Here is a 24,443-nt window from a genome sequence, read left to right as displayed (position 1 = left end):
AACAATTTAACTAACTGAATCAGCTAGTGATTTCAACTACTGATTCGCATTATATATTGTTCAGCTTTGCTATATTCAGTCGTATAACGTCTGCGGCTTTTTATAGCAAAGCATTTTTATTAGTAGCATTTGTAATATGCAAAGTTCTTTAGATAATGTGCTTTTTATGCTGGAAGTTCTTCATGCTACAAAATCTCTTATTTAGAAAAGTATTCTACGCTATAAATCCTTTCACACTGAAAACCCAAAAACTTTTATTTAGCAACGTTTTCTATGCTATACGTCCTTTAAAACAATGCAATCTTCCGTATACCAAAGGCCGCCACGCCGCATGGGTTCCCCGGCCTCGTTTTTCCGGCGTCAAGCGCAGGTGTTTCCTTCGGCGTTAAGAAGGGCAGACTGTTTGAGCGTAGCGAGTTTCTGTCCTTTAGCCGGAGGAAGCACCGGAGTAGCCGGAAAAACGCAGCCTTGATTCTTTCTTTTTGGTTCTTTTTCTTTCGTATCAAGACGAAAGAAAAAGAATATTCAGCAAACTATTCAGCAAACATAGGATCCCAAGCAGGAAGTCGGATAGGCTTCTGTTTCAACACCTCGAGAGCTTTTTTCGATGCATATTTCGTTTCTACTACTAGACGGAACATATATTCGTTAAACCAATCATCTGTCATAATGAGATAGCCCTGATAACCGGCGGCGGGTCCCCAACTATTTTCAACCATCCATTTCGTCGGTTTTCCATTTTTGTCAAGATCGACGGCCATAAGAGTCATGGCGTGACTGGAGCCACTGGCAAAACTTTGGATACGTTGCTTCTTGTTCATGCCAAAAGAAGTACCCATAAGAGATTCGTAGTCGTAGTTTTTGACATCCAGCAGACCACGGTCAGAGTTTAGAAACTTACCTACATCGCAAGAAAAATACATCATCGTGCTATCCTTGAGAGAAGAAATAGCCATTTCTTTGATATCCTCGATGGGAAGATTGACATAAGTCCAGTTTTTGCCGTCGTAACGGTGGCGGTCGTAATCTATCTCATAACACTTATAATATTCACGGCTCGGATCGTTCATTAACATGACATAATTATCAATCAGTTTTTCGTCACCATACTTTTTCAGGAAAGAAAGCGGAGTGTAAGTTTCGGTAGACACAGGCTCACCCTTAGCGTTATATTCAGTCCAGGTAAATTCAGTAGGAGGAACACCGAGATTCAACACTAACATGCGGTAGATGGTGCTCAACATCTCTGTTTTTGTTTTCTCAAGGGCAGCAGGCTTGACACCTTGCGCAGCGAGATCACGGAGTTGAAGCCCCTGTTCACGAAGTTTCAGGGCGATCAGACCTGCCATACGGGAGGTATTTTCACTACTGTTGGTTTCGGGCATCACATCTTTGGGAACAAGCCCGTATTTACTGACAATATCGGCTACACCGGTGAATGTTCCACCGTCACTCAAAGGATTACGGAAGAGCCATTCCACCATTTTATCATCCATCGGCTTACTGCTGGTGTCGATAATACCTTGTAGAAAGAGGTTGGCTTTCTCCAGTTGGTCGAAGAAGAAAGGATAAGTTTGCGAGAATTCGAAGGAACCGAGGTTATGCTTGGCGATCGCTTTGGCACGCATCACATTCAAACCTGTAAAAAGCCAGCAACGACCAGAAGATTTTTGGTCGGTGATACCTTTAGAAGACACTTTGATAGAAAAATGCGTATCCATGCCTTTCAGATTATCCTGGTTGAGAGCCAGTTTACGAATGTCGTTGCTACCGATAGCATTGCGGATAGCCTTGTCGGTGGGAGTGTTTGCATAACTCTGCTTGATTTGTTGCATCATGGAGTCGCTGATGCCGCCTTTCACTTCTTGCGCTTGTGTAGAATAAGAAAAAGCACATAAAACAAAAATTGATAAAATCTGTTTATTCATTGATATAAATAATTAATTAATAGCTGACGGATCATGATATACTGATAAATTTTGTTTTGGTGTATGGGATTAAATCATGCAGTTTTATTTATCAGCATATCGAGAAACATCTTATTCCGCAAAAATACGATTCTTTTTTAGATTTATTATCTAAGAACATCAAAACTAATCGGAATAAAAGAGTTTTCTTTGCAGTCGAATTCCTCACAGAGAAATTATGAAGAAATATATAATAGGAATATTGATGATGCTTCCATCCATCAATATGATGTCAGCCGCGGCTGACAGTACGGCAGTAAAGAGCGATGAACTGCAAAGGTCTACAACTTCTATCAGTGATACTACTCCTACAGATATTGAAGACACCCCGTCAGACACCATTCCTGCCCTTTCCAAGCGCGAGTTGCGTCGCCAGCGCGTGGCAAACCGGAATTTGCACTATAACATATTAGGTGGTCCCAGTTATACGCCGGACTTCGGTTTGTTAGTAGGCGGTAGCGCACTGATGACGTTCCGGATGAATCCGAGTGATACCACCCAACGACGTTCGGTAGTGCCGATGGCCATCGCATTGATGTTCAAGGGCGGACTAAACCTGATGACTAAACCACAACTCTTCTTTAAAGGCGACCGTTTCCGTATCTTCGGAACCTTCTCTTATAAAAATACAATCGAGAATTTTTATGGCATCGGATATTCCACCAATAAAGATTATGAACGTGGAGAAGATACCAGCGAGTACCGTTATAGCGGCATTCAAGTAAATCCATGGTTCTTATTCCGTCTGGGTGAAAGCAATATCTTTGCCGGTCCCCAAGTCGATTTGAACTATGACAAAATTACCAAACCGGCTGCCGGAATGGTTAATGAGCCCTCATATATAGCGTCAGGAGGTACGGAGCACGGATACAAGAATTTCAGTTCAGGACTTGGTTTCCTGCTGACGTATGACACACGTGATATTCCCGCCAATGCTTATAGCGGAACTTACCTTGACTTCCGGGGAATGATGTATAATAAAACGTTCGGCAGTGATAATAATTTTTATCGATTGGAAATAGATTATCGCCAATACAAAACAGTAGGTCGTCGTAAAGTTATAGCCTGGACAGTGCAGAGCAAAAACGCATTTGGAAACGTTCCATTAACGAAATATGTACTTAGCGGAACTCCTTTCGATCTTCGCGGTTACTACATGGGGCAGTTTCGCGATAAATCCTCACATGTAATGATGGCCGAATACCGCCAGATGATAAATACAGACAAAAGCACATGGGTGAAGAAGATGTTGAGCCATATAGGATATGTAGCCTGGGGAGGATGCGGATTCATGGGACCTACTCCGGGGAAGATAGAAGGCGTACTTCCGAATCTCGGATTAGGGTTACGCATTGAAGTCCAACCTCGCATGAATGTACGCCTTGATTTCGGCAGAGACATGGTGAACAAGCAGAATTTGTTCTATTTCAACATGACAGAGGCTTTCTGACACTATTTAAGCGACGTTCTGTACACAATTTACACGAAAGATTGCAAAATAGATAATAAAAGACTGCACATAAATAAAATTAATCCTTATATTTGCGCAAGCTATAACACAGCAAGAGCAAATAATAGGATTTTTTTATGAAGCAATTTATATACTTTTTTTCGGGGCTATTACTTCTATTCGTCTCTACCACCCATGTAGTTGCACAAGAAGTGTCTGACTATTCTCAACTGAGTGAAGAAGATTATAGTAGAATAGTTCTCCCTCCACTATCTGTTTTATTCGAAAACGCTAAAAACAGCCCCGTTTATGAGATGGCAGACGTAAAGGCGACAATAGAGCGCAAATTACTCAGAAAAGAAAAATGGTCATTTCTGGGTTTCTTCAGTTTACGGGGAAGTTATCAATACGGAATGTTCGGCAATGAGTCCACCTATACGGACGTAGCTGTTGCCCCTTACCTCACCTACTCCACCCAAGCACAAAATGGCTACACTGTAGGAGCTGGTTTAAGTATTCCGCTAGATGATCTGTTCGACCTCAAAGGACGTGTCAGCCGGCAAAGGCTTACACTCCGAAGCGCAGAACTGGAACGAGAAGTGAAGTACGACGAAATCAAAAAGAATATTATTGAAATGTATGCAATGGCTACCTCGCAAATGAAAGTTCTTCAGATGAGAAGCGAGAGTTTGGTGCTTGCCAATGTGCAATATGAAATATCTGAAAAGAATTTCGCAAACGGAACGATAGAGTCTACAGAGTTGGCTGCCGACAAAGAAAGACAATCCTCCGCTCGTGAAGCATACGAGAAAAGCAAGTTTGAACTGACAAAAAGTTTAATGATACTTGAGGTTATTTCACGCACTCCTATCATACGAAAATAAAAAAAACAAGATATGAATTTCATCATTTCCATTATACGCACTCTCTTTCGCCACCGCTGGTTGATACTGGTTGGGACCTCTATCTTCACATTGCTCGTTTTCTACTACACACGCCACATGCGAGGTGGATATGATGTGAAAGCAACACTTTATACAGGAGTAGCCTCGGGATATAATTTGGAAAGCGACAAGCGTACAGACTGGGCAACAGTGCAAAACTCCATGGATAATCTGATAAGTATCATGCAAGCCGAGAGTACTCTTAAAAGAGTATTTTTGCGATTATTCGCTCGTGTACTTATCCAAGGAAATCCAGACCATGAAAATGACGGAATTACCCCATCCTGTTACAGTTACACCTATAACCATTTAAAAAACAGTCCGCATGGACCCGAAATATTAAAGTTGATCGATAAATCAAGTGAAGAGAAAACAGTAGCCAATTTTGAGTCATATATGCGACCCAAAAAGGGTAACTATATCTATGAAATGTTCTACTACAATCACCCCTTCTACAGCTACAATGCTTTAAAAAACATCAGAGTGCAACGTCGGCTTACAAGTGATTTGTTGGACATCAGCTATACTTCCGGTGATCCTGGCATTGCCTACAACACAGTAAGTATCCTGATGGATGAATTCGTAGAAGAATACCGCCGCATCCGCTACGGAGAAACAGACAAAGTAATCAAATACTTTGAGGAAGAGTTGCAACGCATCGGAAAGAAGCTAAATTCAGAAGAAGATGACCTGACTAAATACAACGTACAAAAACGAATCATCAACTATCTTGACGAAACGAAAGAAATAGCAGCTATCAGTAAAGAATTCGAGCTGCGGGAACAGGATGCACTTTTTGCATATAACAGCACAAAATCGATGCTTGAGGAGCTGGAAAAGCACATGGACAACAATGCCAAGCAAGTGCTCAAGAATATGGAATTCATGGATAAGCTAAGAGAAGCGTCCAATATCACCAGCAAAATTTCGGAAGTAGAAGCCATGAGTGATCCAAAGCAAAAAAATGAAGAATCCCTGACAGGTGACAAGAGGCGATTGGGCGAACTAAAACAAGAACTGAATGATTTAACGAATTCCTACGTAGGTCACAAATATACCAAAGAAGGTGCCAGCCGTATCAATATTATCGACCAATGGCTGGAACAGACCTTACTATATGAAAAAGCCAAAGCTGAACTGTTAGTCGTGCAGGACGCCCGCCGGGAATTGAACGACCGTTATGTGTTTTTCGCCCCTGTAGGTACCACCATCAAGCAAAAAGAACGCTCCATCAATTTCACGGAACGCAGTTACCTGACTGTGTTGCAGAGTTATAACGAAGCCTTGTTGAGAAAGAAAAATCTGGAAATGACTTCTGCCACATTAAAAGTACTCAATGAGCCTACCTATCCAATTGGATCTAATTCAACTAACCGCAAGCAGATTGTTATTGCTGCTTGTGTGGGTAGCTTTTTGATAATCATTGCTATCTTATTACTGATCGAACTCCTCGACAGGACATTGCGTGATGCAAACCGGACCAAACGCGTGACTGGATTTAAAGTGATAGGAGCCATTCCCAACCCGTCTTCCGCCCGTTATGGAGGATTGACAAAAACGTATGTTCAACTTTCAGTCAAAGAGTTGAGCAACTCCCTGCTCAGTTTCCTGACCAAACGAAAATCACCCGGGGTATTTATTATCAACCTGTTCAGCACCAGTGAAAACTCCGGTGAGGAAATCATCGGAAATCTGATCTGCGGATATATGCAAAGTCGTATGCTAAATACAAGGTTCATCATGTATGGAGAGGACTTTAACACCGAATCCACTCAATATTTGCTTGCAAAAAGCATCACAGACTTTTATACCTTGCAAGGAGAAGACATACTGATCGTTGCCTATCCGCCATTGTCGAAAAGCAATATACCAACCGCTCTGCTACACGACGCTAATGCCAACATTCTGGTAAGCCCGGCCGACCGCGGATGGAAAACGATTGACAAGCAACTTTGTGAGCAACTTATAACACAGATGGGCCAAACGGATGTTCCGTTCCGTGTATGTCTGACTAATGCCAACCGCGATGCGACAGAAGATTTCACAGGTCAGCTCCCCCCCTACACCTTGTTGCGTAGAATCAGCTATCGTTTTAGCCAACTGTCGCTTACAGAAAGAAATAAATTCAATCTAAGAGGAAAAGCAAAAGAGACAGAGGAAGAAGAAGATGACGAATAATAGGATAGGAACTTTCCATGTCCTGCTAGCTCTACAATTCGCATTGATAGCAGCAGGTATGTTAGTAAGTATCAAGGTAGGACTATTCTCAATGGTAATCATCTTGCTATTTACCACTATCTCTTTGGTACAACTCAACAATGACGAACAAACAAACTGGAAACCGGGACAAAACATAATGGCCTATATGTTTGCAGTCTGGTTATGTTTCTATCTCCTGGAGATTCTAAATCCCAACAATGTGCAGGAGGCATGGAATATCAACCTGACACCTTATGCACTTATACCTTTAATATGTGCTTTTATCGTCCCGCTCGTTATCCGTACCAAAAAAGACATTGAGCTCTTGCTGATTGTGTGGTCAGTGTTTGTCCTTATTTTTACTATAAAAGGTTACTGGCAGAAGAATTATGGATTTAACTCCAAAGAACTCTATTTCTTACATGTACTGGGCGGATGGCGTACACACATCATCTGGTCCGGCATCCGCTACTTCTCCTGTTTCTCTGATGCAGCCAATTATGGAGTACACGCAGCCATGTCAGCTGTCGTTTTTTCCATCTCCGCCTTTTTCGTAAAATCCAAATGGTTGCGTATTTATTTCATCCTCATTGCCGCCGGCGGACTTTACGGAATGGGAATATCAGGAACCCGGGCAGCCATGGGAGTTGTCATGGGAGGAGTGTTGATGATAACCATCATCGCCAAAAACTGGAAAGCATTACTGGCGGGAATCTTTGTATCAGTCTCTATATTTTGCTTTTTCTACTTTACGAACATAGGAAACGGCAATCAATATATCTATAAAATGCGCTCTTCTTTCCACCCGTCCGAAGATGCTTCATACCTTGTCCGTGTTGAAAACCGACAAAGGATGAAAGAACTGATGGAAAAAAAACCGTTAGGTTACGGCATCGGACTCTCCAAAGCCGGCAACTTCGATTCGAAGGAACGGATGCCCTACCCTCCCGACTCATGGCTAATCAGCGTATGGGTGGAAACGGGAATTGTCGGACTAATACTCTACCTCTCCATACATAGTATTCTTTTCGCCTGGTGCTCATGGATACTTATGTTTAAAGTACGCAATAAAAGTCTGCGGGGGCTAATAGCGGCATGGCTGTGTATGAATACCGGATTCTTTATCGCCACTTACGTCAACGATATCATGCAGTACCCAAACCAGCTACCTGTTTACATCGGTTTTGCACTCTGTTTTGCAGCTCCACATATTGACAAGCGTATGAGTGAAAAAAGTGAAGAAAAAGAGCAACATCTATTCAATAACGAAACCAACAGAGACAAGGATGACAACTAATATTCCAGATATATCATTTATTACAATTTGTTATAATGGGTTCAAAGACACCTGCGAACTGATAGAATCGCTACACAAAAAATTGAAGTCTGTGAGCTATGAAATCATAGTCGTAGACAATGCTTCGCGCGAAGATGAAGCAACAAAAATACGCGAATTATACCCAACGGTTATCAGCATCCGCAGCAATGAAAACGGAGGTTTTTCCGGTGGCAACAATATCGGAATCCGCATTGCAAAGGGCAAATACATCTTCCTCATCAATAATGATACATATATCGAGTCCGACGAAGTCGCCTGTTTGGTAGAACGCCTGGAAAGCCGTCCGGAAATCGGAGGTGTATCGCCGAAAATACGTTTCGCCTTTCCACCACAACACATACAGTTTGCAGGATTTACTCCTCTGACAAAGATAACGTTGCGCAACAATATACTGGGTTTCGACTGTCCGGACGACGGCAGTTACGACACGCCCCATCCCACCCCCTATCTGCATGGGGCAGCTATGATAATTAAGCGTGAAGTGATTGAAAAGGTAGGAATGATGCCGGAAATTTTCTTCCTTTATTATGAAGAATTGGACTGGAGTACAAGCATGACTCGTGCCGGCTATGAACTATGGTATGAGCCCCGCTGCACTGTTTTTCATAAAGAAAGCCAGAGCACCGGACAACTAAGTAAACTGCGCACCTATTTCCTGACACGGAATCGCCTGCTCTATGCCCGGCGCAATATGAAAGGCATAGAACGATGGATGTCCGTACTCTATCAGAGCACCGTCGCTGCCGGGAAAAACAGTCTGTCATTTGCGTTCAAAGGCCGTTTCGACCTATTTTGTGCTGTCTATTATGGAGTCTGCTCAGGCCTATTCATGTCCTCGTCAAACAAAAACAGTAAAAACGCATAAAACCCTAGATACTATGAACATCATTGACTGGATTCTCTACATTCCCCTCGCGTTATGCGTATGCTACCTATTGCTATACGCTATTGCCTCCAAATTTTACCGGGCTCCCCAATATCCTGAAGCCCGTATGCTTCGACGCATCGCCGTGCTCTTTCCTGCTTACAAGGAAGACCGTGTAATTCTCGCCTCTGTAGAGAGCTTTCTTAAGCAAGATTATCCGAAAGAGCTCTATGATGTCATAGTCATTTCCGATCAGATGCGACCGGAAACAAACGAAGCGCTGCAAGCCCTTCCCATCCGTCTGTTAACGGCAAATTACACGGAAAGTTCGAAAGCCAAAGCAATGACACTGGCAATGGATTCCATTGATACGGACGCATACGACATTGTAGTCATCATGGATGCCGACAATATGACAACGCCCGACTTTCTGTCCACAATCAACCGCGTATTTGATAGTGGCATAAAATCTGCACAGGCCCACCGGACAGGAAAGAATCTGAACACAGACATTTCCGTTCTCGACAGTATCAGTGAAGAAATAAACAATGGTTTCTTCCGTAGCGGTCATAATGCCGTAGGGCTTTCTGCCGGACTATCAGGTTCGGGAATGGCTTTTGAAGCAAAATGGTTTCACCAGCAGGTGAAATATCTCTGGACAGCAGGTGAAGACAAAGAATTGGAAGCCATGCTTTTACAACAACGCATCTATACAGTTTATCTGCCCGACTTGCTTGTTTTTGATGAGAAAACACAAAAGAAAGAAGCCATCAGCAACCAGCGCAAACGCTGGATAGCCGCACAGTTTGGCGCTCTTCGTACTTCGTTGCCACATTTACCCAAAGCACTTTTACAAGGGAATATAGACTATTGCAATAAGATATTCCAATGGATGCTCCCTCCACGGCTGGTTCAATTGGCAGGAGTCTTTGGACTGACGTTCGTTTTTACCGTTACCGGCATTATATTAAGTTTGTACAATGGCGGCCACGAATGGATGATAGCAATAAAATGGTGGATATTGTCAGCGGCACAAGTAGCGGCCATGACACTACCTATATCGGGCGATAAATTATTCACCAAGCAGGTAGGAAAAGCCATTCTAAAAGTTCCGATGCTTGCAGTCACTATGATAGGTAACTTATTCAAATTAAAAGGAGCCAATAAAAAATTCATCCATACAGAACATGGTGAACATCATAAATAAATATCAAATATAACAGGAATTAATAATTAAGAAAATCGCTATTGAAGTTCAACGAATCTTCCGCACCAACAAACATGGTATGGATTTCGTTGCTCTTGAAAGTATTCGGGAATTGCAAAAAAATGACCATGCAAACGAATACTTCATTTTCGTTACTCCTAGTGAAGACAGATGCTTGGAAGAATCGGAGAATGTACATATTATCGAACTAAAATGCCCCACTTACCCACTTTGGAATGTAAACGGATTCTTGATGTTTTACATTTACCTGAAGAGCAACTGGTAGCCGTATACAATTGGCCTCAATAAATACTACATGGTAAAAAAATATCTATCATGCTATCATTCATTTTAATAATCTTCTCATTATCAATAAAATAATCATGACAGATAGCTTTTAAAGACGTATCTATCATACTTTTATTACCAAAAACGGGCATCTATCACACCTATACTGCGTCCATTTTAGTATAGTATTAGGTGAGAATACCCATTTAAAGGCATAAGGATGCACACTTTATAGGATGATAATCTGTATTTGACAGCTTAATAATCTATTGAGAGTGTTAGTTTTTCTATAGTTCACACGTGCAGGCTGTACAGCACACACATGTAAACCGTACAGCCCACACATGCAGGATGTATAGCCCACATATGTGGGCTATAAACTTATCGTCATTACAGTTGGATTATTAAGCCACAATAATCGGATTTACATGGCTTCATTGCGACAAAAACAAGCTATCTTACACCTATATGGCCCTTATACTGCTATTTGTCAATGATAGACAACTTGTTTTTACTGGTAAAAGCATGATAGATACATTTTTTAGAAGCTATCTATCATGATTATTTTATTGATAATGAGAAGATTATTAAAATGAATGATACTATGATAGATATTTTTTTCACTTTGTAGTATTAGCTGAATGTTTTTCTGTGTTATTCAACCTCGTAGATTCTAGTGAATTACTCAACCATAATCCGAGCCAGTTACTCTTCCTGCAACAGTCTGATAACGTGGAAGAACTGAACAGAAAACGCCGGCAAAGAGAGAGCACACTCCTGAAATACAGGAAGCTTGGTGCGACTAAGAAGAAGAATGGTTCACCCAAAAGGCCAATCAAGAAAAAGAAGATCAAAAAAAGATAGGTATTTTCATATCTTTTAGTACCTTTGTAGCATAGCTTAGCTGATTCAAAATCAAAGAAAAAAACATGAATGAAAGTGAAGACACAGACAATCCATCGGTAAAAGCACTCATCGTTTTTAGAGAAAACGGGGATACGGACAATCTATTCGTACCCATCTTGTGCGATGCGATCAGGATGGCTGGTATTGACGTTCGATGTTCCACAAAAGATTTCTGGGAATCGGACACGACGTATGACATTATACATTTCCAATGGCCGGAAGAAGCAGTAGGCCGGACGTGCAACGATCCCGACATCATCCGGCTCCTGGAAGAACGAATTCGTTTTTTTCGTTCCGGAGGAGCGCGTTTCGTCTACACAAGGCATAACCTCCTCCCTCATAATGCAAATGAAATCATCAGACAGGCTTACGATATTATCGAATCGCAAAGTGACATTATCGTACACATGGGACGTTTCAGCCGGGACGAATTTCTCGCCAAGCATCCCGATAGCCACAATGCCATTATCCCACACCATATTTACCAGTATACGTACAAAGAAGATATCAGTGTAGAACGTGCGCGCCAGTATCTCAATCTGTCTCAAGAAGCATTCATTGTCACCGCCTTCGGTAAATTCCGCAACCGTGAAGAGATACGCATGGTGCTCGGGGCTTTCCGCACATGGGACGAGGAACGCAAGTTACTATTGGCTCCACGCCTCTACCCTTTTTCGAGACGTAACAACTACGGCAAGAATTTTCTCAAACGATGGATTTCAAGAGCCGGCTACTATCTGCTCATGCCGCTGCTCAACCGGATATATAAACTACAAGGAGGAGCCAGCGACGAGCTGATAGACGAGTGTGATTTGCCTTACTATATGGCAGCCTCAGACGTCATATTCATTCAGCGGAAAGATGTACTAAACTCTGCAAATATTCCTCTCGCTTTTCTCTTTCACAAAATAGCCATAGGGCCTAATGTTGGTAATATCGGTGAATTATTAAAAAGCACAGGCAACCCCACTTTCTCTCCAGACAATAAAACTGATATTGTACGGGCACTGAAAGAAGCCCGACAATTATCTGCTTTTGGAAAGGGAGAAACGAATTACACATACGCTTTGGAAAATATGCGTATAGACAAAGTGGGCAAGCAATATGCCAAACTCTACAAAGAGTTGACAAACAAGTTGTAACACTACCATTAGCAGCTTATCAGATTACAGAAAATATGGAAAATAACAAGATAAAAGTCAGCGTTGTCATTCCCGTTTACAACACCGAAAAATACGTTCGGGAAGCAATAGAAAGTATCATACACCAAAGTCTGAAAGAACTGGAAATAATCATTATCAATGATGGGTCGACAGATGGAAGTCCTGAAATTTTAAAAGAAATAAGTAACACAGACCATCGCATACAAGTTTATACACAAACCAATCAGGGACAATCAACAGCACGCAACTTTGGCATTAGCCATGCTCGCGGCAAATACATTTATTTCATGGACAGCGACGATCTTCTGGAAGAAGATGCCCTGGAAGCCTGTTACCTAAAATGCGAGGAAATGCAACTTGATTTTGTATTTTTCGACGCACAAAGCTTTTATGAAAATAATATTAAAAATGCCCCCTCTTTAAATTATAGACGCACCGGCAAATTGGAGGAAAAAGTTTATAATGGCAGTGAAGCTCTCAAATTGCAATTACAAAACAAAGAATACACACCTTCACCCTGCTTGAACCTAATCCGTAAAGGATTTTTAGAAAAAATCTATTTGCAATTTTATCCCGGCATTGTGCATGAAGATCAATTATTCACCACCTTATTATACCTACAAGCCACAAGAACAGCCTGCATTAAGCGGACATTCTTTCAACGGCGTATGAGACAAAATTCAATTATGACTTGCCAATTCGCCTACCGAAACATTGAAGGATATCTTGTCGTAACACAGGAGATGCTCAAATTCAAAAAACAGACTGCAAAAAATGAAGAAAAGGAAATTATTGACCTATATTTATCGCAGATGCTCAATGCTGTCATGTGGCAAGCACATTCACTCCGATTACCGGAGCGAATCAAACTTGCGTGGTTGTGTATACACAAGTATAAGAAATACGTATCAGCAAGAACAATAGGGGCACTACTTTTCAAATCCCTACTCGTTAATCATTAAAACAAGAACAAACAGCAATGACAAACAATATCAAAAAACAACTCTTTTCAGGAGTATTCTACACTGCGCTAGCCAAATACAGCGGCGTCCTCATCTCTCTTGTTGTGGCAGGAATACTGGCCCGCCTGCTATCGCCGGATGACTTCGGAATCGTAGCCGTCGCCACTGTCATCATCGCCTTCTTCAACCTTCTTACCGACATGGGAGTGTCTCCCGCCATCATACAGCACAAATCGCTCACCAAAGATGATTTGTCGGACATTTTCTCATTCACTATATGGACGGGCATCGGAATCAGCGTCTTATTTTTCGCTTCTTCGTGGATCATTGCCGGTTATTACCAGAGCGATACCCTGCGAACTTTATGCCAACTGCTGTCCGTCAACCTCTTTTTTGCCTCTGCCACCATCGTACCGGGAGCACTATTTTACCGGAACAAAGAATTTAAATTCATAGCCATCCGCAGCTTCGTTATCCAGATTTCCGCAGGAGCCGCCGCCGTGACTGCCGCCCTTTGCGGAGCAGGATTGTACGCATTGATTATCAATCCTATTGCATCCAGCGTATTAATATTCGTTATCTCTTTTCAGCGATACCCCCAACGGCTGCGTTTCACCCTCGGACTAACGGTGCTTCGGAAAATATTTTCCTATTCCGCCTATCAATTCCTGTTCAACGTCATCAACTATTTCAGCCGGAATCTGGATAAACTACTGATTGGCAAATACATGAGTATGTCCGATTTGGGATATTACGAAAAATCATACCGTCTGATGATGCTACCTTTGCAAAATATCACACAGGTCATCACTCCGGTTATGCACCCCATCTTCAGTGATTTCCAGAATGATAAAGGAAAACTGTTAAGCTCTTACGAACGCATTGTCCGTTTTCTGGCCTTCATCGGCCTGCCGCTTAGCGTATTGCTTTTCTTCACGGCAGAAGAAGTGACAATCATTATTTTCGGTCATCAATGGATGCCGTCCGTACCCGTGTTCCGGATCCTGTCGCTCTCCGTAGGAATTCAGATCATACTTTCCTCGTCCGGTTCCATCTTTCAGGCGGCAGGCGATACACGGAGCTTATTTGTATGCGGAGTGTTCTCGTCTGTGCTCAACGTGACAGGCATACTGCTCGGAATCTTCTATTTCGGAACGCTGACAGCAGTGGCTAGTTGCATTGTGGTGACGTTCACCATCAACTTTATACAGTGTTACTGGCAAATGTACCGGATAACCTTCCGTCGAAGTGCGTGGCCATTCATTCGTCAGCTTATTTCTCCGTTCATCATTAGCATTTTGATAGCATTAGCCCTCATTCCCATGCAGTATGCACTGGAAGGGATGAATATTTTTGTGACAATTATAGCCAAAAGTATCGTTAGTTTTATTATCTTTGGCATTTATATACAAATGACGCATGAGTATGACATTATCGGCAAAGTGCGGTCGTTAAGAATAAAAAATCTATAGCTATGAATATACGAAACATTATCATAACGCTACGTTATAAAATAAGATATGGCAGCACTGTGGAATGGTACAATTTCTGGTACATCGTCTTGCGAAAAAAGGGAAAAATCATGCCGCAAGTAGCTTCCATTGACGAAACGATACGCAAAATTATCGACGACCGTTGTTCTGTCAGCCGATTTGGCGATGGCGAAGTGTTGCTCACCAGTCCGGAAAAGGAAATCCGCTTCCAGAAAGGTGATCCGCTACTAGCCAAGAGACTGACCGAAGTGCTACAAAGCCACGAGGAAGGACATATTGTCTGTATCTCCGACGCATTTCGCGATTTGTATCGCTACAATCGCAAAAGCCGCCGCTTTTGGAGAACTCATTTTTATCTGTACGGTTCGTGGTGGGACCGTCTGCTGGTAGCGGGACGAAAATATTATAATACATTCGTCACGCGTCCTTATATGGATTTTGCCCGCAAAGAAGATTCCGCCCGATGGTTTCGCGACATGAAAGGTATTTGGGAGAACCGGGACATCGTCTTCATCGAAGGAGAGAAAAGCCGGCTCGGAGTGGGCAATGATCTTTTCGACAATGCCCGGAGCATCCGACGTATTCTTTGCCCGCCCAAAGACGCATTCGAACGCATGGAAGACATCAAGCGTGAGGCCTGCAAAGTGGAAAAAGGAGCATTGTTTCTCATCGCCCTCGGTCCCACGGCCACAGTATTAGCATACGATTTGTTTAAAGCTGGTTATCAGGCCATTGATGTCGGTCATGTAGACGTTGAGTATGAATGGTGGCGAATGGGAGCCCATAAAAAAGTGAAACTGGAACGAAAATATGTAAACGAAACCGCTATAGGCAGCGAAGTGGCTGATGCCGGAGAAGAATACCGGAAACAAATCATCGCCCAAATCGTTTGAAAAAGAAAAAACAGTTTGAGAAAAAGAAAACAGAATAAACAATCATTGAATACAGAAAAAAAACGAATGAAAGCCCTTTTCCTTATATTTCACGGCTTCAATGAGGCCAACGGAATCAGTAAGAAAATACGTTATCAGGTAAAAGCTCTCAAAGAATGTGGAGTGGATGTTCGCTTGTGTCACTACGACGTTACCCCTTATGGTGAACGGCGTTGGATGGTGAATGACGAAGTGATTGCTGATTTTGGCACAGGCTTTGCCGCAAAGGTATGGAGACGTGTCTATTACTCGCCTATTATTGACTATGCCCGCCGTGAAGGAATCGACTTTGTATACATGCGCTCTTTTCACAACGCCAGTCCTTTCACCCTTCGACTGGTGAAGTTATTGAAACGTACAGGCGCAAAAGTAGTGATGGAAATACCCACATATCCTTACGATCAGGAGTATATCACCCGTTCTTCAAAATTTCACCTTGCCATCGACCGTTGTTTCCGCAAGAAACTCGCAAAAAGTCTGGATAATATCATCACCTTCTCCAATGCGAAAAATATCTTTGGCGGACACACCATACGCATCTCAAATGGTATTGATTTTGAAGAGATTCCAATGAGGAAACATCAAAATGACACCACAAAAGAGCTACACCTGATCGGAGTGGCGGAAGTGCACTACTGGCACGGGTTCGACCGTCTCGTACGAGGATTGGCGGACTATTACCGTAACAATCCGGAATATAAAGTCTACTTTCATATTGTAGGTCCACTATCCGGCGAACGGGAACGGGCAGAGATTCTACCTGTCATCCGTGATAATCATCTGGAACCTTATGTTCTTCTGCACGGCCCTTTACACGGCGACGAACTGGATGCCATGTTCGAAAAAGCCGACTTCGCCATCGGTAGTCTGGGACGACATCGTAGCGGAATTACCTCCATTAAAACACTTAAGAATCGAGAATATGCCGCACGAGGGTTTGCCTTCACTTACTCGGAAACAGATGAGGACTTCGATTCTACTCCCTATGTATGGAAAGTACAGCCCGATGAATCTCCGATTGATATTCAAGAATTGATTAAGTTCCGGAATACCTTAAAAATGACACCTGCAGAGATACGCGAATCAGTCCGCCCTCTGTCATGGAAAACTCAAATGCAGAAAGTCATTGACGAGGCAGGAGTCTCCATCTAAATTTTGTATAGGCGTCCCGATTACGAAATATATACCATTATAGCAAAAAAACAAACTAAAAAAACGCTCAATCATGAAAATTGCATATTACTTGCCTTCACTTTATGCACCCGGTGGCTTAGAACGGATCGTCACATTCAAAGCAAACTATCTGGCCGAACATTGTGAAGGTTATGAAGTGTATATCATCACGTCGGAACAACGGGACAGACAAATTCATTTTGCTCTTTCGCCCAAAGTGAAGCATATAGACCTCGGCATATCATTTGATTGGCCGTTCAACCAATCGCCGATCAGCAAATTACTGAAGTACCCCTTCCGTTTTTATAAATTCCGCAAACGTTTCACACGTCTGCTGATGGATATACGGCCGGACATCACACTCTCAACCATACGACGGGAAATGAAGTTTATCCACTCCATCGCCGACGGGAGTAAAAAGGTCGGCGAATTCCATGTAACGCGCCACTCCTACGGTACAAGTAAAGGAGGGTACTTCGGGGGTATCCTACAAAAGAAATGGGAAAAAGAGTTGCTGAAAAATTTAAAGCAATTGGATAAGTTTGTCGTCCTCACGCATGAAGAGACTGCTTTTTGGCCCGAACTAAATAATATCTGTGTAATCCCCAACCCTATCATTACACAAACAGAGCGTTTCTCAACATGCAGCGCACATCAAGTCATTGCTGCAGGAAGATACGTTCCACAAAAAGGATTCGATTTATTGATAGAAGCTTGGAGCATCATCTCTAAAAAATATCCGACATGGACATTGCGCATTTATGGAGATGGAGTGTTAAGAGACTCTTTCCAACAAAGAATTGACGAACTGGCGATGACGGATTCATGCATACTGGAACACACTGTGTCTAATATCGTAGATAAATATTGCGAAAGTTCGATTTTTGTTCTTTCATCCCGCTTTGAGGGATTCGGAATGGTTATTACCGAAGCAATGGCGTGTGGTGTACCACCTGTTTCTTTCGACTGTCCTTGCGGACCGAAAGACATTATCGATGACGGAAAAGACGGTCTGCTGGTTGAAAATGAAAACATAGAAAAATTGGCGGAGAAAATCGCCTATCTGATAGAGAATGAGAACATCCGAATGGATATGGGGCGGCAGGCTCGTATAAACGCCCAACGCTTTCAAATGGAAAATATTGTAAAACAGTGGAAACGATTGTTTGAGGAACTGTCCGCTAATAGTCAACAGTCGCAAAAATCATAAATCAAAAGCTCATGAAATGGTATTCTAAGTATTTACAGGTATATGAGAAACCTTTTGCGGAAGCTCCGCAAACCGTTATTGAGGAAGTACGCCGCAATCTGGCCGGATTGCAGAGTAACGAACCGCTTGTCACTGTATCACTCATCGGCTACAATGAGGAGAAACATCTGCTTGCCTGCCTTTGGTCATTGAGCGAGATGAAATGCAAATATCCCGTAGAAATCATTGGGGTAGACAACCAATCAAAAGACCGCACAGCAGAGATTTACGAAGCCTGCGGAGTGACTTATTTTACAGAAACACAACATAGTTGCGGCTTCGCACGCCTCTGCGGACTGAATCAGGCTCGTGGAAAATATCATATCAACATTGATTCTGACACGATGTACCCACCAAAGTATGTGGAAACAATGGTAGACGCACTCGAAAAGCCGGGTATAGTGGCGGCCAGTTCGCTTTGGAGTTATATTCCTGACAAAGATCATTCGTGGCTGGGACTGAAAATTTATGAGTCTACACGCGATTTGCATTTATGGTTACAGTCTTTCAAACGTCCCGAATTGAGCGTGCGCGGACTGGTATTTGCTTACCGGACGGAGTATGCACGGAAAACAGGAATCCGCACGGATATTATCCGTGGTGAAGACGGGTATCTGGCTCTGCAACTCAAACAATTCGGGAAAATCGCATTTGTACGGAAAAGACGTGCGCGTGCCGTAACCGGATATGGCACGGTGGGAGCTGATGGAAGTTTGTTTAATAGTTTTAAGGTACGTGTCATCAGCAGGATGAAAGAAATAGGAGGACTTTTCACAAAGAAAAAGGAATATAAGGATGAGGAGAGTAATCTCGTAAAAAAGAAATAAAAATATGCGAATCACAAGAACCATTAATAGTATTATAGTTTTATTCTTGTACATCACAACCATCAGTTGTATAAAGAATAAAAACCTTTATGATGATAGTCTTGCGGAAAAAAAAGTGATTAGTAACCCGGAATTTCTTTATCCATATATAAATGAACCAATCAGCCATACAGCAGAAATCACGATTCATATAAAAGAGGGAGTACGGCAGCTCACTCTGTCGGATGCTGTAATCCCACCACTAAAATATAATAAATCATGGTTATTTATGCTCACCCAGGATGACTGTAGGCATGCAGCCTTTTGCTACACTTGGGCAGCTATTAATGGAAAACCATTGTCAAAAAAATCATTCTACGATCTACCGCATCTACAAACAAACGACCTACCCTCCGATTGCTATTATCTTGGAAAAACTCTGGGAAGTACAGATGGAGCAGAAAATGAAGTACGGTTCTCATTCGCAACAACTCTTGCGCCTGAAGAAAAATGGATGGACAATGTCACAACCATAAATAAAAAAGACAATGGCTTTCATGAACAAAACGGACTAGTATGGGGAAACGTCAAAGAAATGCTAAACTTTGGTATAGGCATTGCCTTCCACGACGTAATGGCAACGGATATAAATAATCCAAACGATATCCTGGCACATTATGAAATAGCACAGAATATCATTCTTAATCGCCTGGGACGAGGATGTAAAATGCTAGCAGAGCCAAACGGAAATAAAAATTATGTGGAAGCAGCTCACAACTACCCTGTTATCAAAACGTTTACACTGCAAACTGGAGGCGAAAGAATACACCCGTTTGAGGAAATGTTAAATTTAGAAAATAAGTTAATTGAGAGAATATTTTTCAATAACCATGATGAGATAAAAGAAAAAATTGTAAACGAATTGTCGTACCCTTGCGAGCAGCGTGAGATAATATATGCCGGTGTACATGGAACAGATACTAGTTGGGCGGAATTTCTGTTATGGCTCAACGATACCTACGGACAAGATGGGGATGATTCTATGTGGATGCCCAATCAAGAGGAATATTATGAATATAATTACTATCAGGTACATGGTACAACGGAAGTGAACTATGAGAATGAGCACACTATCAAACTGACAGTTCATTTACCCGGGCAAGAGTATTTCTATTATCCCTCTGTAACAGTCAATCTATCCGGTATCAAGAAAGAAGATATCAAACAAATATCATCCAATGATGAAGTTACTGGTTTATCCTTTGCAAACTATGAAAACGGTATCATGTTAAATATAGACTGCCGGAAATACCTGGCAGAACACGCCGAGAATTTCGTGAAACGGTATGAAACGAATCCGACAAGTGTTTCTGCCAAAGCGGATGCACTCTATTTTGTAAATATGCTAAAAGACTCGGATAAAAAGACGGAGTTGAAGAAACGAGTTGAATAAATTCAAATACGAGGCTAAAAAGAGATGAATGTAAATTATACAAGAAAAATAAACATATACAGCTATGAACGAAACCATTACCCTCTGCCTTGAAATTATTTTCTGGCTTGCCCTATTCATTGTGTTCTACACCTATCTGGGCTACGGAATTGTGCTTTACGTTCTCGTCAAGTTGAAAGAACTTTTCGTGAAACCTGTGAAGCGTTCGTTGCCGGCATCGGACGCTGGTTTGCCGGAAGTGACTCTCTTCATTACAGCATTCAATGAAGAAGATGTTATAGACGAAAAGATGGAGAACAGTCTTGAACTGGACTACCCTGCGGACAAACTGCATATCGTATGGGTGACAGACGGAAGCGACGACAGTACAAACGAACGACTGCAAACCCGTTGGCAGGGAAAAGCGACCGTACACTTCCAACCCCTACGACAGGGTAAGACAGCCGCAATGACACGTGGAATGACGCTGGTGGACACTCCGCTCGTCGTCTTTACGGATGCCAACACCATGGTAAACCGGGAGGCAATACGGGAAATCGTACTTGCTTTCCAAGATCCGAAAGTGGGCTGCGTGGCTGGTGAAAAACGGATCGCCGTGCAGACCAAAGACGGAGCCGCTGCCGGTGGGGAAGGTATTTACTGGAAATACGAATCAACACTGAAAGCACTTGACGCCCGCCTCTACTCTGCTGTAGGAGCAGCAGGCGAACTATTTGCCGTGCGTCGTGAACTATTCGAAGCAATGGAACCGGATACGTTGCTCGATGATTTTATTCTTTCGCTCCGGATCACCATGAAAGGTTATACCATTGCTTATTGCACCAATGCTTACGCCATCGAAAGCGGTTCGGCAGATATGCGCGAAGAAGAAAAGCGGAAAGTGCGCATCGCTGCCGGAGGATTGCAGTCCATCTGGCGACTTCGTCCGTTACTGAATCCTTTCCGCTACGGGATACTTAGCTTTCAATATACATCTCACCGGGTATTGCGATGGTCTATTACTCCGTTCCTGTTGTTTGCCCTCTTCCCGCTGAATATTGCAATTCTGCTGTTGGGCGGTTCCGCGACATTCTACGGAGTACTGCTTGCCATGCAGGTTCTTTTTTACGGATTGGGATATTGGGGATATTATCTATCCACCAAACAGATAAAAAACAAGTTGCTTTTTATCCCCTACTATTTCCTATTTATGAATGTCAATGTGCTGAAAGGCATCCGTTATCTGAAAAAGAAAAAAGGAAGCGGAGCCTGGGAAAAGGCGAAGCGCGCCGAAAAGTAAAAACAAATGCCGGAATCTTTTGTTATCCTTATAGGAGACATAAGTCTCTATTATCTAATAAAAAACAGACATGGACAGAATATTACATGATGCGAATAACGCACAAAGAATATTGAAACTGACAGCAGACACGATGCTATTAGTTGACAGGCACGGCGTCTGCGTAGACATTGAGCCACATTGTGATCTATGGTTTCTGCAAGAGGATATACTTTTAGGAAAAAATATATTTGAGCTTTTACCAGAATATACGAGAGAGAGGGTGATGCCCATCTTTCAGATTGTACTCGAAGAACAAAGAAGCATCAGCAAGAACTTCAAGTTGGTGCTGAAAGACGAAACTTTTTACTTCAAATGCCTCATGTTCCCTTATGACGGTATGGTGCTTTGCCAATATCGCGACATCACGCAAAGAAGCAACGTAAAAAGACAGTTGGAACAGGCAAATCTCACCCTGCGGGCTATTCAAAAGGTAGCCCAGATAGGACAATGGACGTACAATACGAAACAGAATATTTTTCATTATCTTGGATATACCGGTGTTTTGTGCGAGGAAAATGTGCAAAACCTTGCCATTGAGAAATATGTGGAACTGATTGTAGAAGAAGACCGTCAGAGTTTTATGGAATGGTGTCGGGTGAACGAAAGGGAGCTCAACATGGAGAGCATCAGCTACCGGGTCCGCCTGAACGGAGAAATCTTCTATATGCGTATACAGACTTATCTGCGTGAACAGCGCTCCGACGGTAGTTTCAACATCGAAGGCTATATCCAGAACATCACAGACATACAGCATCGCAGAAATGACATCAATACACTGACTCATGCCATCAATAACGCCAAAGAAAGTATCTTTGCCGCCAAGCCCGATGGCACGATCATCTTCGCCAACCGTCGTTTCCTGTACAATCATGGTATTTCAGAAAACGAAGACATCAGTCAATTAAAAATTTACAACGTCGCCGCAGATATGCCTACACAAGAGGCTTGGAACGAACGTTGCAAAGATGTCATACACGGTGGCAGCAGTAACTTTGTGGCCCATCACCCATCTAAAATCAATAAAGGAATATTGGCTTATGAAGGTACGATGTACAACGTGACCAATGATTCCGGAGAAGAAAGTTACTGGTCGTTTGCCCATGATATTTCCGAGAGGATTCGGTACGAAGCCCAAATCAAACGGCTCAACCAAATCATGGATACAACCATCAACAATCTCCCTGCCGGGATTGTAGTGAAGGAAATCAACAACGACTTCCGATACATTTACCGGAATCGGGAGGCCTACAACCGCGATCTTTATAAGAACGACCCTGTCGGCAAGAATGACTTCGATTTCTACCCGCCTATCGTAGCCGAAAAGAAGAGACAAGAAGATATCCAGGTGGCTACCACCGGAAAAGGTCTGCACTGGACTGCTGAAGGAAAGGACAGAAACGGAAACATGATTATCCTCGACAAACGGAAAATCCGGGTGGACGGTGACGAATTATCTTCGCCTATCATCGTCAGCATCGAATGGGACATCACGGAGCTGGAAATAATAAAACGGGAACTTCAATCGTCGAAAGAGAAAGCGGAAATGTCTGATAGCCTGAAGTCGGCCTTCCTCGCCAATATGAGTCATGAAATACGTACGCCGCTGAATGCTATCGTAGGTTTCTCGCATCTCATTGCCGAAAGCGATGATGCGGAAGAACGGAAGACGTATTATAACATCGTAAACGCGAACAACGAACGTCTCCTGCAACTTATCAACGAGATTCTCGACCTCTCGAAGATTGAATCGGGACCCATCGAGTTTTCCTTCGGACCGGCTAGTCTCCATAATCTCTGCCGGGAAGTGCACGATGCTCATATATTCCGTACTCCGCAAGGAGTAAGCCTTGTCTATGAATCCTCGGGCGAAAGTCTGATGATTGAAACGGACAAGAACCGGGTATTCCAGGTGATTTCAAATCTGATTGGAAATGCTGTCAAGTTTACGAAGGAAGGAAGCATCAGTTATGGTTACAAACTGGCGGACAATCAGATTGTATTCCACGTAACGGATACCGGAACAGGAATTGAACCGGAGAAAGTGGGGCGTGTGTTCGAGCGTTTCGCAAAGCTGAACAATCATGCACAAGGCACTGGGTTGGGATTATCTATCTGTAAGTCTATCGTTGAACGTCTCGGGGGCAAGATTTCCGTCAGCTCCGAATTTGGTAAGGGAACGACGTTTACATTTACTTTGCCATACACGATTGCAAATCCTGCAAATGTGGATTCTTCAAAGAAAGAGAATGGTGAAGGAAACATCGCTGGAATAGCATCTGCCGGAAAAACTGCTGATTCGAGTGTTGACAATTCTGCAAATACACGGCATGCCTGTATTTTGGTTGCCGAAGATACGGACAGCAATTTCGACTTATTGAAGGCTATTCTAGGTAAAGACCATCAGCTTATACGTGCGCATGACGGAATGGAAGCTGTCACGATGTTCGATGAAGTGAAACCGGATCTTATCTTGATGGATATCAAGATGCCGAATCTGGACGGACTGGAAGCTACAAAAATCATCCGTGAACTGTCTGCCACTGTTCCTATTATTGCTCAAAGTGCCTTTGCATACGAACAGGACCGGAAAGCGGCTGAAGAAGCGGGGTGCAATGATTTTATAGCTAAACCAATAGCGGATGATAAGTTGAAAGCAATGATTCATAAATGGTTGCTTCCTTCGTAGAGAGCTTAATCCCTCATGATATAACCAGCAAATAATTTAG

General features: G+C 42.7%; 17 protein-coding genes and 1 pseudogene. 17 read left to right on the top strand and 1 reads right to left on the bottom strand.

The window, feature by feature from the left end:
* Positions 1-533 precede the first annotated feature (533 nt).
* Entirely contained in the window at positions 534-1,928 is a 1,395-nt protein-coding gene (locus DW173_RS13390; RefSeq protein WP_087317934.1) for a C1 family peptidase, read from the bottom strand.
* Between the two features lie 217 nt (positions 1,929-2,145).
* Between DW173_RS13390 and DW173_RS13380 the strand changes: the two genes are divergently transcribed.
* The 17 genes and pseudogenes from DW173_RS13380 (at position 2,146) to DW173_RS13300 (ending at position 24,403) form a co-directional block, all read left to right on the top strand.
* Positions 2,146-3,417 (top strand): BamA/TamA family outer membrane protein, encoded by a 1,272-nt coding sequence (locus DW173_RS13380; RefSeq protein ID WP_181981068.1) that lies wholly within the window; start codon positions 2,146-2,148, stop codon positions 3,415-3,417.
* 137 nt (positions 3,418-3,554) lie between these two features.
* Positions 3,555-4,301 carry a TolC family protein gene (locus DW173_RS13375; protein WP_117683753.1) on the top strand — a complete coding sequence of 249 codons (747 nt, stop codon included), beginning with the start codon at positions 3,555-3,557 and terminating at the stop codon, positions 4,299-4,301.
* A 12-nt stretch (positions 4,302-4,313) separates the two neighbouring features.
* A complete protein-coding gene (locus DW173_RS13370) occupies positions 4,314-6,539 on the top strand; it encodes a GumC family protein (protein ID WP_117683752.1) in 2,226 nt (741 codons plus the stop codon).
* Positions 6,529-7,857, top strand: a complete 1,329-nt coding sequence (locus DW173_RS13365; protein ID WP_117683751.1) for an O-antigen ligase family protein — start codon at positions 6,529-6,531, stop codon at positions 7,855-7,857. Before DW173_RS13370 ends, DW173_RS13365 begins: the two co-directional genes overlap by 11 nt.
* Entirely contained in the window at positions 7,847-8,764 is a 918-nt protein-coding gene (locus DW173_RS13360) for a glycosyltransferase family 2 protein (RefSeq protein WP_117683750.1), read from the top strand. Before DW173_RS13365 ends, DW173_RS13360 begins: the two co-directional genes overlap by 11 nt.
* A 13-nt stretch (positions 8,765-8,777) precedes the next feature.
* Entirely contained in the window at positions 8,778-9,971 is a 1,194-nt protein-coding gene (locus DW173_RS13355; protein WP_117683749.1) for a glycosyltransferase, read from the top strand.
* A gap of 79 nt (positions 9,972-10,050) precedes the next feature.
* Positions 10,051-10,206, top strand: a pseudogene (locus tag DW173_RS13350) (glycosyltransferase family 1 protein); the annotation flags it as partial.
* A gap of 982 nt (positions 10,207-11,188) precedes the next feature.
* The gene (locus DW173_RS13345) at positions 11,189-12,307 is read left to right on the top strand and encodes a glycosyltransferase family 1 protein (protein WP_117683748.1); all 1,119 of its coding nucleotides are present in this window, start codon (positions 11,189-11,191) and stop codon (positions 12,305-12,307) included.
* 35 nt (positions 12,308-12,342) lie between these two features.
* A complete protein-coding gene (locus DW173_RS13340; RefSeq protein WP_117683747.1) occupies positions 12,343-13,290 on the top strand; it encodes a glycosyltransferase family 2 protein in 948 nt (315 codons plus the stop codon).
* A 17-nt stretch (positions 13,291-13,307) separates the two neighbouring features.
* Positions 13,308-14,762, top strand: a complete 1,455-nt coding sequence (locus DW173_RS13335) for a lipopolysaccharide biosynthesis protein (protein ID WP_117683746.1) — start codon at positions 13,308-13,310, stop codon at positions 14,760-14,762.
* A gap of 2 nt (positions 14,763-14,764) precedes the next feature.
* Complete coding sequence (locus tag DW173_RS13330; RefSeq protein ID WP_117683745.1) at positions 14,765-15,676, top strand: SP_1767 family glycosyltransferase; 912 nt, start codon at positions 14,765-14,767, stop codon at positions 15,674-15,676.
* 66 nt (positions 15,677-15,742) lie between these two features.
* The gene (locus DW173_RS13325) at positions 15,743-16,867 is read left to right on the top strand and encodes a glycosyltransferase family 1 protein (protein WP_117683773.1); all 1,125 of its coding nucleotides are present in this window, start codon (positions 15,743-15,745) and stop codon (positions 16,865-16,867) included.
* A gap of 73 nt (positions 16,868-16,940) precedes the next feature.
* Entirely contained in the window at positions 16,941-18,098 is a 1,158-nt protein-coding gene (locus DW173_RS13320; protein ID WP_117683744.1) for a glycosyltransferase family 4 protein, read from the top strand.
* A gap of 11 nt (positions 18,099-18,109) precedes the next feature.
* A complete protein-coding gene (locus tag DW173_RS13315) occupies positions 18,110-18,964 on the top strand; it encodes a glycosyltransferase family 2 protein (protein ID WP_117683743.1) in 855 nt (284 codons plus the stop codon).
* A 4-nt stretch (positions 18,965-18,968) separates the two neighbouring features.
* On the top strand, positions 18,969-20,396 hold the full coding sequence (locus tag DW173_RS13310) for a hypothetical protein (protein WP_181981067.1): 1,428 nt from the start codon (positions 18,969-18,971) through the stop codon (positions 20,394-20,396).
* A gap of 64 nt (positions 20,397-20,460) precedes the next feature.
* Positions 20,461-21,675 carry a glycosyltransferase family 2 protein gene (locus DW173_RS13305; protein WP_120144558.1) on the top strand — a complete coding sequence of 405 codons (1,215 nt, stop codon included), beginning with the start codon at positions 20,461-20,463 and terminating at the stop codon, positions 21,673-21,675.
* A gap of 70 nt (positions 21,676-21,745) precedes the next feature.
* Complete coding sequence (locus tag DW173_RS13300; RefSeq protein ID WP_120144557.1) at positions 21,746-24,403, top strand: ATP-binding protein; 2,658 nt, start codon at positions 21,746-21,748, stop codon at positions 24,401-24,403.
* The last annotated feature ends 40 nt before the right edge of the window (positions 24,404-24,443 follow it).

The organism is Bacteroides sp. AM16-13 (assembly GCF_003602705.1).
Taxonomy (GTDB): Bacteria; Bacteroidota; Bacteroidia; order Bacteroidales; family Bacteroidaceae; genus Bacteroides; species Bacteroides xylanisolvens.
Note: the sequence above shows the minus strand (reverse complement) of the source record. Positions and strands in the feature narration are given on the sequence as shown.